Source organism: Mesobacillus jeotgali, from assembly GCF_900166585.1.
In the GTDB taxonomy this organism is placed as follows: domain Bacteria; phylum Bacillota; class Bacilli; order Bacillales; family Cytobacillaceae; genus Mesobacillus; species Mesobacillus jeotgali_A.
In genome coordinates this window covers 277,543-292,159 of the sequence record NZ_FVZC01000007.1, presented here as the reverse complement: position 1 = coordinate 292,159, position 14,617 = coordinate 277,543, and the positions used below count along the sequence as shown (strand labels likewise).

At 41.8% G+C, this 14,617-nt stretch carries 15 protein-coding genes; 5 read left to right on the top strand and 10 right to left on the bottom strand.

Going from position 1 to position 14,617, the window contains the following annotated elements:
- Positions 1-106: 106 nt before the first annotated feature.
- The 7 genes from B5X77_RS02870 to B5X77_RS02840 form a co-directional block, all read right to left on the bottom strand.
- A complete protein-coding gene (locus B5X77_RS02870; protein ID WP_079504907.1) occupies positions 107-811 on the bottom strand; it encodes a response regulator in 705 nt (234 codons plus the stop codon).
- A 3-nt stretch (positions 812-814) separates the two neighbouring features.
- Positions 815-2,401, bottom strand: coding sequence for an ATP-binding protein (locus B5X77_RS02865; protein ID WP_079504905.1), 1,587 nt, complete (start codon positions 2,399-2,401; stop codon positions 815-817).
- 71 nt (positions 2,402-2,472) lie between these two features.
- Entirely contained in the window at positions 2,473-3,999 is a 1,527-nt protein-coding gene (locus B5X77_RS02860; protein WP_079504903.1) for a tripartite tricarboxylate transporter permease, read from the bottom strand.
- 37 nt (positions 4,000-4,036) lie between these two features.
- Positions 4,037-4,492 (bottom strand): tripartite tricarboxylate transporter TctB family protein, encoded by a 456-nt coding sequence (locus B5X77_RS02855; protein WP_079504901.1) that lies wholly within the window; start codon positions 4,490-4,492, stop codon positions 4,037-4,039.
- A 52-nt stretch (positions 4,493-4,544) separates the two neighbouring features.
- Complete coding sequence (locus tag B5X77_RS02850) at positions 4,545-5,570, bottom strand: Bug family tripartite tricarboxylate transporter substrate binding protein (protein WP_139378288.1); 1,026 nt, start codon at positions 5,568-5,570, stop codon at positions 4,545-4,547.
- Between the two features lie 489 nt (positions 5,571-6,059).
- On the bottom strand, positions 6,060-6,602 hold the full coding sequence (locus B5X77_RS02845; protein WP_079504899.1) for a hypothetical protein: 543 nt from the start codon (positions 6,600-6,602) through the stop codon (positions 6,060-6,062).
- 102 nt (positions 6,603-6,704) lie between these two features.
- Complete coding sequence (locus B5X77_RS02840; RefSeq protein WP_079504897.1) at positions 6,705-7,013, bottom strand: hypothetical protein; 309 nt, start codon at positions 7,011-7,013, stop codon at positions 6,705-6,707.
- A gap of 531 nt (positions 7,014-7,544) precedes the next feature.
- On the opposite strand from B5X77_RS02840, the gene B5X77_RS02835 reads away from it, so the two are divergent.
- Positions 7,545-7,871 carry a hypothetical protein gene (locus B5X77_RS02835; RefSeq protein WP_079504895.1) on the top strand — a complete coding sequence of 109 codons (327 nt, stop codon included), beginning with the start codon at positions 7,545-7,547 and terminating at the stop codon, positions 7,869-7,871.
- 192 nt (positions 7,872-8,063) lie between these two features.
- On the opposite strand, the gene B5X77_RS02830 is transcribed toward B5X77_RS02835, so the two are convergent.
- Positions 8,064-8,900 carry a DMT family transporter gene (locus tag B5X77_RS02830; protein WP_079504893.1) on the bottom strand — a complete coding sequence of 279 codons (837 nt, stop codon included), beginning with the start codon at positions 8,898-8,900 and terminating at the stop codon, positions 8,064-8,066.
- A 577-nt stretch (positions 8,901-9,477) separates the two neighbouring features.
- Between B5X77_RS02830 and B5X77_RS02825 the strand changes: the two genes are divergently transcribed.
- The 4 genes from B5X77_RS02825 to B5X77_RS02810 all read left to right on the top strand — a co-directional run bounded on the left by B5X77_RS02825 (position 9,478) and on the right by B5X77_RS02810 (position 12,166).
- Positions 9,478-9,732 (top strand): response regulator transcription factor, encoded by a 255-nt coding sequence (locus B5X77_RS02825; RefSeq protein ID WP_079504891.1) that lies wholly within the window; start codon positions 9,478-9,480, stop codon positions 9,730-9,732.
- A 63-nt stretch (positions 9,733-9,795) separates the two neighbouring features.
- Positions 9,796-10,005: a hypothetical protein gene (locus B5X77_RS02820; RefSeq protein ID WP_079504889.1), complete on the top strand. Its 210-nt coding sequence runs from the start codon at positions 9,796-9,798 to the stop codon at positions 10,003-10,005.
- Positions 10,006-10,106: 101 nt separating this feature from the next.
- Entirely contained in the window at positions 10,107-10,775 is a 669-nt protein-coding gene (locus B5X77_RS02815) for an ABC transporter ATP-binding protein (protein ID WP_176167212.1), read from the top strand.
- Between the two features lie 5 nt (positions 10,776-10,780).
- The gene (locus B5X77_RS02810) at positions 10,781-12,166 is read left to right on the top strand and encodes a hypothetical protein (RefSeq protein ID WP_079504885.1); all 1,386 of its coding nucleotides are present in this window, start codon (positions 10,781-10,783) and stop codon (positions 12,164-12,166) included.
- Between the two features lie 28 nt (positions 12,167-12,194).
- Here the strand turns inward: B5X77_RS02810 and B5X77_RS02805 are convergent, their stop codons facing one another.
- Positions 12,195-13,868: a sensor histidine kinase gene (locus B5X77_RS02805; RefSeq protein ID WP_079504883.1), complete on the bottom strand. Its 1,674-nt coding sequence runs from the start codon at positions 13,866-13,868 to the stop codon at positions 12,195-12,197.
- Positions 13,869-14,567: a response regulator transcription factor gene (locus B5X77_RS02800; RefSeq protein WP_079504881.1), complete on the bottom strand. Its 699-nt coding sequence runs from the start codon at positions 14,565-14,567 to the stop codon at positions 13,869-13,871.
- Positions 14,568-14,617 lie beyond the last annotated feature (50 nt).

Sequence of the window (14,617 nt, the reverse complement as noted above, 5' to 3'; positions counted from 1 at the left end):
GTTACCCCTTTTTCTATATATCTAGTTATTTTTTACTATTATACCAAATAAAAGGATAAAATGGTTTGGGACATGCAGTATATCCGCATGTCCCCGTTTGTTTTCATTACCCTATACTCATATAAACCCGTTCCGGCCGCCCAACGGTGCCATAGGTCAGATCAGCTTCTATCTTTTCTATGGATACAAGATGTTCAAGGTACCGTCTTGCGGTTGTCCGGCTGACGCCAATTTCTTTTGCGACACTTTCCGCCGTAAGTCCCGCTCCACCCTTGCCAATGACCTCCATTACTTTTTCAAGCGTCAGCGGGTCAATCCCTTTTGGAAGGTAAGATTTATCATTATCCAATTCAGTCATTTCTTTTCGCAGGAGTTTATCAACCTGCTGCTGTGTCACGACAGGATTGGCTTTGCCTAATTGCGATAATTTTTCATGATAATCCTGATATCTCAGCAGTGATTGCTTGAATCGTTCAAACACTAAAGGCTTGATAATATAATCGAAAACTCCGATACTAATCGCTTCTTGTACTTTTTCGATTTCCCTCGTTGCCGTGATCATAATGACATCAGTTTGCTTTGACTGCAGCTTGAGTTCCTTTAACAATTCGAGACCGTTCATATCCGGAAAATAAACATCGAGCAAAAGCAAATCCGGCTTTAAAATATCGATTAAGGTTATTGCGTCTACATAACCGGCTGCAATTCCGACAGCCTGAAATCCTTCGATTTGTTCGATGAACCGCTTTTGGATTTCGGCTATCCTTAAATCATCCTCGACAATCAGAACTTCAATGTCCCTTTTCCCCATTGTTCATTTCCCCCTGCTTTTTGGTATCGCCACAGTGAAAATTGTGCCTTCCTCCGGATTAGATGAAAAGGTGATGGATCCACCTAATTGATTAATCGCATTTTGCACAAGGCTTAAACCAATACCTGAATTGCTATTCCTATTCTTCGTTGTAAAACCTTCTTGAAAAATGTGCTCGTTGTTTTCGCTTTCTATCCCTCGCCCGTTATCTTCTACTTCAATGATCAGCTCTTTGCCAAGATCGGTCAGGAACAGCATGACTCTTTTTTCAGCTTTCCCGTTCTCCCTGACGGCTTCAAAGGCATTATTGACCAGGTTCCCGATAATGGTCACCAAGTGATCTCTGTCTATTTCATTTGGCACATCTTTAAAGCTGCTCTCCCTGTCGATTGTAAAGTCAACCTTCAGTTCGCTTGCCAGGCTGAACTTTCCGAGGACGAAGGCAGCAATGATTGGATCTGGCACTTCCTTCATTAAAAATTGGATGAATCCCTGGGCTACATCGACCTCCTTAGAAATGAAGTCAATGGCTTCCTTGTATGATCCAAGCTGAATCAGGCCAAGAAGAGTGTAAAGCCGATTGGAATATTCATGGGTTTGGGCGCGCAACCCTTCCGCATAGGCTTTTACATGGGATAGTTCCTGCAGCAATTTCGCCAGCTCCGACTTGCTCCTGAAGCTTGCGACTGCGCCGATGACATCACCCTTCTTATTAAAAATAGGGATTCTATTCGCTAAATAGACTTCTCCTAATATCATAATCTCCTGGTCGTATTCAGCTTGTCCCGTAGCAACGACTGAAAGAAGATGGGTATTCTCCAACACCTCATCGATTCTTTTTCCGCGAAGGAGAACCTCATTCGGCACCCTCAATATTTTGTGAGCGTTTTCATTCACGACCGTGATGCGACCATCGGTATCAATGGCAATGATTCCTTCATGTATGGATTCTAATATGGCATGTTTCTCCTGGTACATCCAGGCAATTTCTTTTGGTTCAAGACCAAACAGCGCCTTTTTAATATTCAACGTGATCAGGAATGCCGCCATTAAACCTCCTATTAAAATAAGAAACGTAGCAGTGAACATTTTTTTCTGTATAGCTGAGATTTCCTTTTCTATATCGGTCTGAAGATATCCTACAGACACCACGCCAACAACTTCTCCCTCGCTGAAGATAGGCGCTTTTCCCCTTAGAGAAGGGCCCAATGTCCCAACAGATTCGGAAATAACAGATTCTCCGTTAAAAACACGGCCATTATCTCCCCCGACCATTTTTTGTCCTAATCGAACAGGATTGGGGTGAGAATAACGCACTTCATTTCTGTTGCCGACGACAATGAATTCCGCTCCAACCTGTTTCCGGATTCTTTCAGCGATCGGCTGTATAATGGACGCTGGATCATCCTCGTAAAAAGCTTCTTCAATTTCTGGCATATTGGCAATTGATTCAGCCACAGCCAGCGCTTTAGAGCCAATTTCCTTCTTCATGTTCGTCTCGAGAATATTTTTGAAGGTGATTTCAAAAATTCCTCCAAGCAGGACAATAAGGATAACAATTAAGAGCATTAATTTCGAATGTAACTTCACACCAACACCTCTATCTTCATTATAGTAAAAAAACTCCTTACATGAAGGAGTTTTTTTACTATTTTAATTATTCAACCTTCTACATTGATAATGACTTCTTTACCCCGCCTCTTCATCAAGAGCGGAATCACAAGCCATAGCAGGGTGATGAGGAGAAACGCCAGAGAAATAGGGCGTGATACAAAAATACTAAAATCCCCATTGGAAATCGTCAATGCTCGCCGCAGGTTATTCTCAACCATCGGCCCTAGCACCAGCCCGAGAACAAGCGGAGCGATTGGATAATCATTTTTGCTGAGGAAATAGCCGAAAATTCCACATGCCAGTAACAGCAAAAGATCATTTGTTGAAACCTGGACAGCATAGACACCAAAAATCGAGATGGCAATAATGATAGGAATCAAGAATTGTTTAGGTGTTTGAATAATCTTGGCAAACACTTTTACCAGCGGAAGATTCAAGATCAACAGCATGACATTGCCAATAAACATACTGGCGATCAATCCCCATGCTACCTGTGGGTGGTCTTCGAATAATAACGGACCTGGCTGGACGTTATACATCATCAAGGCTCCCATTAAAATAGCGGTGGTCCCTGATCCAGGAATACCTAATGTTAATAATGGAATCAGCGCACCGCCGGACGCGGCATTATTCGCAGATTCCGGTGCTGCCACCCCTGCAATGGTGCCTGTCCCGAATTTCGAAGGATTTTTCGAGATTTTTTTTTCTAAAATATAAGAAAAGAAGGATGCAAGAGTTGCCCCTGCCCCTGGCAAGATCCCGACAAAAAAGCCTAATAGAGAACCGCGCGCAATCGGTGCAGCTGATTCCTTCAACTCAGCCTTTGAGGGCAGCAAATTATTAATCTTAGCGATTTCTCCCTCTTCTTCATCTTTTTCCAAGATTGTCTTAAAAACCTCTCCAAGCGCGAACAATCCAACGGCGATTGTCAGGAACTCAATCCCCTGATAAAGCCACGGGACATTAAAAGTAAATCTCGCAATACCCGAAACACTATCAATACCAATCGTCCCCAGCAATAATCCGGTAACGGTCATGATCAAGGCCTTTGTCACTGATTTCCCGGCCAGGCCGCTGACAGCTCCAAGTCCTAAAAGCATCAATGAAAAATATTCTGCCGGACCAAATTTCAGCGCAACGGACGATAAAGGCTTTGCCAGTGCTATAAGGGCGAAAAGCGTAACGATCCCGGCGACAAATGACCCGATAGCCGCAATCGATAAAGCGCTTCCTGCTCTCCCTTTCTTGGCCATCTGGTAACCGTCAAGCGTTGTGACCACCGAAGAGGATTCTCCCGGGGTGTTCAATAGAATCGAGGTGGTGGAACCACCATACATGGCTCCATAATAAACTCCTGCAAGTAAAATGATGGCACTTGTTGCCGCGGATTCCGGCGGCAGCCAGCCAGTGACGGATGCAGTAACAGGAATCAGCAGCGCCACTCCGCTCATCGGCCCAATCCCCGGGAGCACGCCAACGGCGGTCCCAATCAAGACTCCAACGAAGGCAAATATGAGGTTATACCAAATGAAGGCTGTTTCAAAGCCTTGAAATAAATACTCGAGTGTACCCATTTTCTACAACCACCTTTCGAAAAAGCAACACCAAAAATTATGAAAGCCAAATTGGCCATCCTGGCAGCGTCCCTTTTAATACTTCTACATACATAAAATAAACAAGTCCGGAAAAACAAGAAGATATGATAAGGGAAGTAATCACTTTAGAGCGTTCCATCGTTTGAAAACAAACAAATAAAAATAAAAACGTTGTGATGACATACCCGATTGTTTCCAATGTCAAAATATAAACCAATGTAGCGAAAAAAATGATGAGGAAAGGTTTATACAGTAATTTTTCTTTTGAACTATGCTGGGCTTTTGCAGCCATGGTTTCATAAAACAAACGAATGCTTAACAGAACAAGAATGATACCAAGTAATAAAGGAAAAATATCAGGACCAACGGAGCTGCCATAAGAAGAAGTCGCAAGCTGTCTGCTCCCAACAATGAAAAGAACTCCTGTAGCTAAAAATAGTATCGAGGCAATCCGATCGAATTGAATACTCATCGCTTACTCCTTTCAAGAATCGGGGAAGGAAGAAAAACCCTCCCCCCTTTAATTACTTCTCCATGCCCAGGGCTTCTAATAATTGCTGAACCTGCCCTTCCTGCTCTTCAAGGAATTTTTTGAAATCTTCGCCATTCTTATAATCAAGATCCCAGCCCTGTGTCTCTACTTCTTTCTTCCACTCTGGGGAATTCGCGAGCTTTTCAAGTGATTTTTCCCAATATGCTTTTGCATCTTCAGACATTTTTTCAGGTCCAAACACACCGCGCCAAATCGTAAATTCGGCATCTACTCCCTGTTCTTTTGCAGTTGGAACGTCCTTGAAGTCGCCTGCTAAACGTTCCGCAGAAGTTACCGCCAGTACTCTTACCTTGCCAGCCTTCAAGAATTCCTTAACACTGGAAGCGTCAGTGCCAATGACATCAGCGTTCCCGCCAAGCAGTGCAGTAATCGCTTCTCCGCCGCCATCATAAGAAACATATTTCACTTTTGTTGGATCAACGCCATATTCATAAGCTGGCAGGATCGAAATCAGATGGTCCATGGAACCAGGCGCAGAACCGCCGGCAAATGTAAGTTTACTAGGATCCTTCTTTACTTCTTCCAGAACAGATTTCAGGTCTTTAAATTTAGAGTCCTCTTTTACAACAATGGCACCATAATCCTTTGTCAACTGAGCCAGAGGAGTTGTATTTTTAACCCCATATGGACTGTTTCCTTCTTTTTTCAGATTGTTGATGATAATTGGAGGTGAATTAACAAAAAGCATTTCATTATTTTCTGCCTGTGCCGTAGCATATTCCGCCATAAACACAGCACCGCCGCCACCCGGCTTGTTCTCAACTGTCATAGGCTGCTTAACAATCTTTGTTTCACTCAGAACCTTCGTCAATGAACGTGCGGTTAAATCCCATCCGCCGCCAGCTCCAGATGGCGCCACCACGGTAATAGCTTTGGCAGGATAACCTGAACCTTCTTTTTTAGCAGACGATGCAGGAGCATCACTGCTGCAGGCACCCAGGCTAACCGCCATTGCACCCGCACATAAAACTGCAGAAATCTTTTTCATCGAAAACATTTGTAACTCCCCCTTGTAAGCGTTTTCTTAATTTTACAAAGTTTTTGAAAATAGGATAGATTATTCATTTAAACAGCATTAAAAACTTAGTTAACATTTTGTTCATTTTGTTCACGGGGGTTATTTTTAAAAAGAGTGTGGAACATCAGGAATATTACGTGCAAGTTCAGAGGCTTGCTAAAATAACAATGATCTCAGCCATTTTATCCAAGTTGCAGACAGTTATCTCCACAAAAAATAGAATGCCTTCAAAGAGACTTGAAGACATTCTTATTTCTGACAATCTGATATAATCTTTTAAACACTTGAGCCGTGCCATTTAATTTATAAAGCCAGATTGGCTATGCATACCGTGGAGGCTTCCGCTGGCCCACAAATTTAAATTTTTTACTAATTATTATTAGCTGGACGTATCTCTTGAAACAATACTAATCTTCCAAATAGTCCCATACTTTTCATTTAATTCGCTAATCATTTTTTTATGTGCTCTTAAATGAACTTTTTCATAATGTTTAGTTTCTCTATCCTCAAGTCTATTCCTATCCTTATTATCTTTTTCTTTCCCATAACCACACCTTGAATGTTGAATGACCCTGCAGCAGGTCCTTTTTCCGAATCATTTGGTTCAAGAAATAGCATGTATTGTTTATCATTTTCCATCGGTAAATATCCACTAACACTTAATAGCTGACCCTGATTTTTGTCGAAAGCACTGGTTTCTAATATAGAGACTTCTTGGTTCTTTTCTATTTTTCGTCCTGTATCATTTTTAATAACTGCATGAACCTTAAAATCTGAAACGGTAAAATAATAATTCGGAAATCCTTCCTCATCTCTATCGATAATTGATTCTCCACTTATTTTTTTCCCAATTAAAATTAAAGGAGTTTGTTTTTCCATTTCATCCAATGATTCATATGAATCCTGAAGTTTTCCTTCTGATACTACTATATTCGATAAATCTTTATCACTGTACAGATATCCTATAGAAACTCCTATTAATAAAACTCCTACTAATATAAGTTTTTTCATTCTTTCTGCTCCTAGTATGCATGGATAGTTTAGCGTCCTGATTAATGCTCACTGAAGAACGCCTCCTTAAGCGAATATATTTCTTATAAGGAATGCATTAAATTACTCATGATCACTCAATTGCGTTAAAACCATTAATATTAAAATCACCAAAACATGTATTCCGGCTAGAACCCCATATATAAGGCCATCTACCGGCATGATGAAAAGACTGATGCCAATTAACAAAATAGTTTCAATACCAAATAAAACAATGACCAGTCCAATCCGCTTTGCCATTAATTTTTCATTGTTCACCTTATCTTTCGCATAACCCGCTAAAAAAGAAACGCTTCCTTTTCTCCAGATGAATAGACCAAGCAGGATAAAGAAACTGCCCAAAAGTCCTCCATAAGCCATATTCGCAACCATGCTCTCCCTCCGTGACTGAACAAAATAATTCCCTGCAAAACTAATTCCTACCCAATGTTTGCCACCGTTCACGTGCACATTCTTAAACACTTGCATATCACAATCCAATCAAACTCGTTCCTGCGCGTAATTGTTAAAATTAGGATAACACGTTTTTGAATATTTTACAGTTGATTCCAATTTTGGAGTTCCGAAAAGGAAGTGTACTCCTTGAGGTAAACGCTTTATACCAACACGTAATAAATTTTACGTTTTATGAGAAACTTGAACCGTCCCGAGTCTTGTAAAATCCACCAATATCCACAAATCTTCTTGAACAAACACGGATCAAAGTTTATAAAAAAGCTTGCTATCCAATTAAGGACAGCAAGCTAGGGACACCCCGTTTCACTTTGTTAGCTTTCATTTAAGTTCGCTCAGGGTACGTCCCCATTTATCAAAAAATGATAAATTCAACTATTATACAAGCCCTCCCCTCTTTTGGTTAATAGAATAGGATGTATTAAACCAAAGGATGGGAGGTGAATGAAAATGGCACAAAAAACGTTTAATAACCGCAGCGCAGCGACTTTGCAGATTGGTCTTCTTGTTCGTCAGGGGGCGGATCCGGCCAACTTTGATGGAGTACTCTATTTTACACTTCGTCCAGGAGAAACGAGAACCATCACTTATGGAAACCAACAGAATGTGTTCCTAAATGGTGTCGTGATGTCTACGAATTTCAATGGGGATATCTATAATAAAACACAAATCGTAACAGTAAGAGGAAGCCAACTCGATAATCTTTTGAACACAAATAGTATTATCGATATCCTTCCAATCTCAACTGACTATGTAATGTTTGGACGCAATTCCTAATTCCGTAAAAGGTAAGTCCATGACGGAATTAGATAGATTTTCCTGCCGCACTCAACCCTTTATTGGGAAGAGTGCGGTTTTTTTATGTCGTATACTGGAGGCAACACTATTTCCACTCTTGAATCGGACAGTAAACTTCATCTGTTTTTCCCTATAGAAAAAAAGCAACCAACTAGCGGCTGCCTTTTCAACTCATATTTTCGTAAAAATAATACCAAGCAACGCTGAAAAAATTCCAACAAGCTGGTACATTTTGATTTTCTCTTTAAAAAGCCAGATGCCAGCAAGTATGACGACCAGGCAATTCAGGCTGACAATCGGGAAGATAATACTCGCTGTTCCCTCATGCAATGCATAAAAGTAACAGCTGTAGCCGATGACACTGATCAAGCCAACGAGAGAACCGATATTGGCTTCTGTCAGCTGCCAATGCTCTTTTTCCCGAATGCTGGTGATTCCCAAATAAATACTTCCGCCGCCATACATGCAAATCAATGTATTAAGCGAACTGATTTGCAAATAAGAAGTCGTCTTCATCAAGATTCCAAGAATCCCGAACGAAAGAATGGCCAAAAGCACCCGAAATAGCCATGGCCCATACTCAGTCCCGCGGTTCGTGCCTGGCGAATATTGAATCAACAAGGCCGAGCCCAGAATGAATACAATGCCTAGCCACTGAAGCAGGCTGATCTGTTCGTGAAAAATAACCGCTGCACCGAGAATCGGAAATATCGCGTTTGCGCCTACCAGAGGCGATGTCAGGCTTGCCGGCCCCTTCTCAAACGCCCTCGACATTTGGATATTCCCATTTGCATTCAATATTCCAATCAGGCCGCCAAGAACCATTGCCAGCAAGTTGAACTCCAGCGCCCCAGACGCCACTCCATAACCAAGGGTGACCAGAAAGGCTACCAAGTAAAAGAAAAATTGAATATGTACTTTTGAAAGATGTCGTGCTGTACTCCATTTAAAAATCGTATTATTGATCCCAAAGCTTAACGTCGTTACCAATGCCGCGGCAATCCACATGCTGATCCTTCTCTCTCTAACATTTTCCCTCCCTCATTTTAAGACTCTATCAGAGTATTCGCAATCTATTTTTTCGTGTTTCTAAATAAAAAAGGAAACCTCTAAAACTTTATGTTTGCCGAGCGAGGGGAGAATCGAAGGATTGAACGAAATAGTGCTTTATAACCAAATTTGTAAAAAACGTGTAAATTTACACAATCCACTTTTAGATTATTATATAATGTTCTTTGTATAAATTTTCCATCACATGAGGTGTCCTCCTTTTCTTCCATTCAGGTTCAAATAGCATAAGACCTCCACTTTGGCTAACTCCACATACCTGCTTGAAAAGGTCTAGGATCACCACTCACATGACAAAATCATGCTGACAATACAGACTTTTTTGCCAGTGTGATTTTAAAAAATGATATAGAGGAGAGTGATTGCCAAAATTCAGGAATCAGCCTGAATTCATCTGGACACCTAGCTCTTTTATGGCCCTGACGGATTCCGAAAACTTTTCGCTTCAAGCCGGACTAAAAACAAAAATGAACACCTTACATCATTCAAATCGTTCAAAAACATGGAGGAAAAAGATATGAAATCAGTAAAGCCAGAAGTCGTCTCAGAGACCGAGAAAAAAATCATACTACTAATCGCTAAAGAAGTGCCAAACAAGGAAATTGCGTCAATTCTTAATTATTCGCAAAGAATGGTAGAGTACAAGATTAGTTGCATTTTCAGGAAGCTGAACGTCAAAACCCGCGTGGGCATTGTGACAAGAGCATTCCAGACGGGTATTATTTGTCCGAAAATGATGAACTTTGCGGAAACACGAAATACCAATTTATAGAAACGTTTAGTATATTTGTAAATGGATAGGCGATGCCAGGCTTTAACAGGAGGAGAAATAAACATGCCAGGAATTGGTACAATCGCTAAATATATCGTTCAATATTGGAGTAAAATCGCTTCTGCAGTAAAATCTAAATTAAGCGCTATTGATTATGCAGCACTTGCCGCGGCTGTTAAAAAAGGTGCTTCTGCAGTTGCAAGTTGGTTATGGAGAAATATCTCAAAGGTTGCTATCCTTTGGGAAATCCTTAAAGCCATTATCGGCTTGTAAGAACCATTACAAACTAAGCCCATTATCTATTAACCTTACTAACTAATAAACTACATAAAGTTTGGGCACGCCTATCCTTATCTAAAAAAGGGGAAATGAAAGTGGAAACGCAGTCACCCGTGCTTCAGGTGAAAGACCTGACCAAGACATTTGAAGATAAAGTAATATTGGATAAAATCGACATGGAATTGCATAGTGGAGAAGTGATCCTGCTTTATGGGCCAAACGGGTCCGGAAAATCTGTCTTCCTGAACAGCATCCTTGGTTTTCTGCCAATCGACAGTGGCAGTATTACGTTATTGGGCCGTTCCATTGATGACCATCAGCACTTAAGGCAGCATAGCTGCATCGTTTCCATTGACCATCAGCAATTCATGGATCTGCTCACCCCGAGTGAGTACTTCTCATTCCTTATTGATGTATACAATCTAAATCAAGCTCCTAAACTGGAGGAAGCACTTCAGCTGAGCGTCCAGCTGAATGTAGGGGATAAGTGGGATGAATTGATCAGTTCGCTATCCTTTGGAAGCAAGAAAAAGATACAGTTGATCGGCAGCCTGCTCATCGATCCAATTTTCCTGGTCTGCGATGAAATTTTTGAAGGATTGGACTCGGAATCTGTCGAACATGTCCTTCACCTTTTCCAGGAACGAAAAAATCGCGGAAAGCTAACGCTGATTACGACTCACTTAAAGGAATATGGAGAGGCTATCTCTACTAAATCCTTCGAAATTAAGAACAGGAAGCTACTCAATATAACCGCAGGGTGATTCACTTGAAATTAAAAACCTATAAGACTCTCTATCATAAAGCTTTTGAAACCACAAACTCTCTCACCTTCAGTGAGCTTGCCTTCCTGATTTTCTTTTACGGCGGTGTGTCCGCAGGGTTCCATTATTGGACCGTTGGCCAGACACTGAATATGTATTTCACCTTACTTTTTACCATCTCCTTATTATCCGCTTCCATCATCGGAGGAATAGGCAAAAAAGGCACTCCTGTTTTACTCGACTCTTTTAAATACGTTCCGATTCTTCCAAGCACGATCTTTTTCTATCAGTATATAACGTCAGCATGGCTAAGCAGGGCTGTGCAAATCGAGCAAATCATTTTGATAGGGCTGCTCTTGCTTTATCAGCAGTCCCTTTTGACAATCGCCAAGGCAATGATCATGTTCCATTTAATCGTCATTGCAGCGTTATGTCTGCAATATCTCTATTTCTGGTTAAAAAAACTGAGGATCATCAAGTATGTGATCACTCTCTCATTCCTGTGCCTGGCATTAATCATACAGTTCTATATTCTGTATTTTTCAGATCAAAAACTGCTGCCCCTCAGCTACTCATCGGCCTTCTGCTCGCTTCTGGCCATCATCTCGGCGCTGGGGCTGGCCAGCCATAAAACAATGATCTCGCACATTCTTTCGGAAAAAAAGTATCATTTCGTTCCCATCAGCCAGCAGAAAATCGTTGTATTCTTAAAACTGGCCAGCTTCGTATTCATTGCTCTTCCCGCAAGGTTCAGGGCCCTTCTTAAGGTCAGCTTTATTAAAGCATTAAGGGATCAGGACATTCTGCTTTCTTACATCTATATGTTAAGTTTTATTATTTTAACGTCAGCTTTTGGCTATGCCTTCACCAAGAGATCGGGCGAAGAACTGTCGCTGACAATCGCCCTGATTTGTACGCTGATCCTGAACTCAAAATTGAAGTTTTCTGGAAAACTGGCCAAACTGAATAACCCTTATTTATTTCCTGTAACTCCTAAAGCTGCCAGCCTGGTATCCGATATCACCGCAGGTATCCTGCTGGTGTTCACCTGGTTCCTGGCGATGATGTTATATTTCGCTCTGGGGCTGCTCAATCTGGTCGACATCTCGTACAGTTTTGTGGCTCTTCTATGTTTTTTGGCGTTAAACAGTCTTTTTATTATCACAGGGAATCTTACCGCCAAACATCGAAACCGCTCATCCTTTCTGTTTTTCTTGTTTGTTGTCCCTTTAAATATTTTAATCGAGCAAATCATCTATTCCTGGTGGCCTATACTTGCCGCCGGCGCTCTGGCTGTCTTGCTCGCCAAGTACCTGGATGCATTTGAGATGACAAAACAAGTCGCTCATATAAGGACCAAGAAGCAAAGCATTGCCATAAAAAAGAGATAATGCCATAAAGGAGCATTATCTCTTTTCTTCATTCACCGGGAAACCAGACCAAAATTTCTGTCCCTTCCCCAATTTTACTCTTCAATTCAAGCGAGCCTCCATGAGCAAGGATTAGCTGCCTGGTAATCGCCATGCCCAATCCTGTTCCGGAATCCCTTTCCTTTGTGTGCGTTCCCCGGTAATATCTTCTGAAAAGATTCCTTTGCGTGATTTCATCCATTCCATTTCCGTTGTCTCTTACCGAAAGATACAGTGCGCCGTTCCTTCTATCCAGCTTCACTGCAATCTTCGTACCGGCAGCATTGTGCTTGACCGCATTGGCCAGCAGGTTATCGGAAATTCTTCTAAAACCTGTCGGGTCGACCGGCCACATGACCTCAGATGGATCAGATTCAAACTGTATTTCGGACTTGTTCCGCTCAAGCTCAAGCTTTAACGAGGCAATGGAATGTTGAAGAATTACCCTCACATCCACTCTCTCTTTTTCTAAATTCAGAGAGGAGTTTGCCAGCTGATTGCTTAAGGTCAGGTCGTTAATCAGTTCAATTATGTAATCTGATTTCTCTGTCATGGTATTTCCCATGATTTTCAGCTCATCAAGCGACCATCGTTCCGGGTCGGCCTGCAAAAGCTTGGAATAACCATAAATCGAACTTATTGGTGTCTTCAAATCATGCGTCAGCCCGGCAATCCATTCTTCCCTCAGTCTTTCATTGCCTTCAATTTCTCTTTTATTCTCATCTAGAGTTCTTGTCAGGTTCGTCAATGAATGGTAAATCCGATTGAAAAACGCAGACTCGGTATGCCCTTTGGGTGACAGCTTCTCCTGAGGATACTCCCCTTTGGCGAGCTGATTGATCCAGTCCATGATAAAGAGGACTCCCCTTCCAATCTTCATTCCATAGTTCACGGAAACCAGGAGCAAGATCAGTAACAGAAGGAGCAGAAAAGCAATGAACACTTTCAGAGCTTTATCATTTTCCTTTCCGTCCATCTGGGTTTGATTCAGTGTCACGACGGTAAGGATATTCCCTGTCTCAGGGTCTGCTCCGCTGGCAATCTCATATTTTGCTTCCGGATTATATTCATATGACTGCTGAAGATCGATAAAATTGATCTCTGGCTCCAGGCCCCCATCATATTGTTCAATCATCCTTCCTTCATGATTCAGAAGAAAAATAGCTGCTTTCTCTTTGTCTGCAAGTCTCTTAACTTCTTTAGGGATGGTGTCAGCAGCTGCATAGCCGGCAATTTGTTCGTACAGTTCCGAACTTTTAGAGGAATGGCCATAAAGAACAATATATTCCTCCTTGTCGATTGTAATGTTCCAGCGTGACACCTGATAGGGTAACGAGAGGGCAGGTGTGAGAAAATCGTTTAATTCATACCTTTCAGGAACGCCTTCAGGCACATGGTAGCCTTCCACTGCCTCCCCGCTTTCATTAAGGATCTGGACCCAGCCATTCTGCGTTTTCACTGCCTGTTTCATTTTATTTTCAATCCGGATTTCCCCATTTTCCCTGTGGAGGGAGCTTTCAAGATATTCTCGTGTCGTCCTATGAAAATTCCCTTTTGTTTCGTTCTGCAGGATTTGATAGGAGAGGTATAGGATCATTCCTCCAAGAAACATCATGACCATGATCAGCAAAAACAGGAAACGGAAGATAAAATACAGCGTTAAATCTCTTTTAATTCCTCGCATTTAATCCCTCGCAACAAATTTATAGCCTAGCCCATGGACGGTCCTGATATATTCCGGCTGGCTTGGATCTTTTTCAATCTTCTCCCTCAACTTTCTGATATGCACCATGACTGTATTGTCATCGATAAAATGAGGTTCCTTCCAGATTCGCTCGTAAATCTCCTCTTTGGAAAAGACACGGTTGGGATGTCGGCAGAACAGCAGCAGCAGCTGGTACAGGATGCCTGTGCACGGGACAGCCTTTCCATCGACCTTTAATTCCGCAGAGGATAAATGAACAGAAAACCATCCAAAATCCAATACTTTCTCTGTCCTGTCCTCTTTTTGCAAAGAAGTCCGGCGCAGGATGGCTTTGATCCTGGCGGCCACTTCCAGCGGATTAAAAGGTTTCGTTAGATAGTCATCTGCACCGTGGGCAAATCCCATTAATTTATCGAGATCGGAGTTCTTGGCTGACAGGAACAGGATTGGGATGTCGGCTATTTGTCTGATTTCGGTGCAGACCCTGTATCCCTCCATATCCGGGAGCATAATATCAAGCACAATAAAGTCATATTGGTTCTGCTGAACCTTATGAAGAGCTTCCTGGCCTGTAGAGGCGGTATCTATCGAAAAGTCTCCTTCTTTTGCAATCACCATCTTGAGCATGATCAATAAATCTTCTTCATCGTCTACCAGCAGCAGTTTTTTCTTTTCCATGTCTACCCCCAAAATTAAGGTGAATTTAAGATTGTGTTCAGCTGAAATTA

Excerpts from the sequence above, each read along its gene's own strand:
- B5X77_RS02870 (WP_079504907.1), bottom strand. The coding sequence starts at position 811 with ATGGGGAAAAGGGACATTGAAGTTCTGATTGTCGAGGATGATTTAAGG.
- B5X77_RS02860 (WP_079504903.1), bottom strand. The coding sequence starts at position 3,999 with ATGGGTACACTCGAGTATTTATTTCAAGGCTTTGAAACAGCCTTCATT.
- B5X77_RS02855 (WP_079504901.1), bottom strand. The coding sequence starts at position 4,492 with ATGAGTATTCAATTCGATCGGATTGCCTCGATACTATTTTTAGCTACA.
- B5X77_RS02850 (WP_139378288.1), bottom strand. The coding sequence starts at position 5,570 with ATGTTTTCGATGAAAAAGATTTCTGCAGTTTTATGTGCGGGTGCAATG.
- B5X77_RS02845 (WP_079504899.1), bottom strand. The coding sequence starts at position 6,602 with ATGAAAAAACTTATATTAGTAGGAGTTTTATTAATAGGAGTTTCTATA.
- B5X77_RS02840 (WP_079504897.1), bottom strand. The coding sequence starts at position 7,013 with ATGGTTGCGAATATGGCTTATGGAGGACTTTTGGGCAGTTTCTTTATC.
- B5X77_RS02835 (WP_079504895.1), top strand. The coding sequence starts at position 7,545 with ATGGCACAAAAAACGTTTAATAACCGCAGCGCAGCGACTTTGCAGATT.
- B5X77_RS02830 (WP_079504893.1), bottom strand. The coding sequence starts at position 8,900 with ATGTGGATTGCCGCGGCATTGGTAACGACGTTAAGCTTTGGGATCAAT.
- B5X77_RS02825 (WP_079504891.1), top strand. The coding sequence starts at position 9,478 with ATGAAATCAGTAAAGCCAGAAGTCGTCTCAGAGACCGAGAAAAAAATC.
- B5X77_RS02820 (WP_079504889.1), top strand. The coding sequence starts at position 9,796 with ATGCCAGGAATTGGTACAATCGCTAAATATATCGTTCAATATTGGAGT.
- B5X77_RS02805 (WP_079504883.1), bottom strand. The coding sequence starts at position 13,868 with ATGCGAGGAATTAAAAGAGATTTAACGCTGTATTTTATCTTCCGTTTC.
- B5X77_RS02800 (WP_079504881.1), bottom strand. The coding sequence starts at position 14,567 with ATGGAAAAGAAAAAACTGCTGCTGGTAGACGATGAAGAAGATTTATTG.